The organism is Mesorhizobium sp. M7A.F.Ca.ET.027.03.2.1 (assembly GCF_003999175.1).
GTDB lineage: Bacteria > Pseudomonadota > Alphaproteobacteria > Rhizobiales > Rhizobiaceae > Mesorhizobium.
Window position 1 is genome coordinate 1 of record NZ_RZOM01001628.1, and the last position, 822, is coordinate 822.

Below are 822 nucleotides of genomic sequence, written 5' to 3' on the forward strand. Positions count from 1 at the left end.
TTGTAGACGCCCGCCTTTCGGAAAAAGACCGGGCGGCCGTTGTCAGCCTCGCCGGCGCAACGGTCCGCAAATCAATCAAAACCCAGCGCGCCGGGCTCGTAAAACTTCATGACGAGATTGAACTTGCTTCCCTCGATGAGCTGATAGTCCATATGGAAACGCAGTTCGCCGCGAGGGCCACCGAGCCGCAATGGCAGAAGCTGTTCGAGGCCAACCCTTTTATCCTGGACATGGCATTCAACGTGCCGGTGCTTTTGCTGCAGGGGCAGGCCCATGTCGGCGGGAAGATCCTCGACGGGTCAGGCGAGAAGATCGCCGATTTCCTGTTCACCAACCAGCTGACCGACAGTATTGCTATTTTGGAGATCAAAACGCCCGGCATGGACCTGGTCAGCAAGAAGCAATACCGGGGCGGAGTCTTGGCGCCCTCCCCCGAGCTCGTCGGCGCGGTCGTGCAGACCCCGCGACCAGATCGACAAACTGCGTAGCGATATCTACCGAATTAAAGCGCTTAATCCCCAGCATAAGCTGGAGTCCTACGGCATCAAAGGTGTGGTGCTGGCGGGCACAATCCCGGATACCGAGCGGAAGCGTTCCTTCGAACTGTATCGCAACAGCTTGTCCGGGCTGTCTATCATCACCTTCGATGAGCTGCTAGCGAAGCTGAAATCCTTGCGCGAGCTCCTGTCGGCGAAGCCGGCATAGCGGCATGGCGCGGACCCTCTGCAACGCGATAAGAGGGACCCTTGGTGTCAACGCAGAGCTATTCGTCCGTCTCGACTCCGATGTCCTCTGGGACGCCAGCAAAGTCCGGCATGATGC

The 822-nt window shown here is 58.6% G+C and carries 1 protein-coding gene; it reads left to right on the forward strand.

Annotated features, from left to right (window positions below; translation table 11 throughout):
* A partial coding sequence (locus tag EN750_RS41580) for a Shedu anti-phage system protein SduA domain-containing protein (RefSeq protein ID WP_127399454.1) occupies positions 1-488 on the forward strand: 488 nt, incomplete at its 5' end.
* Positions 489-822 lie beyond the last annotated feature (334 nt).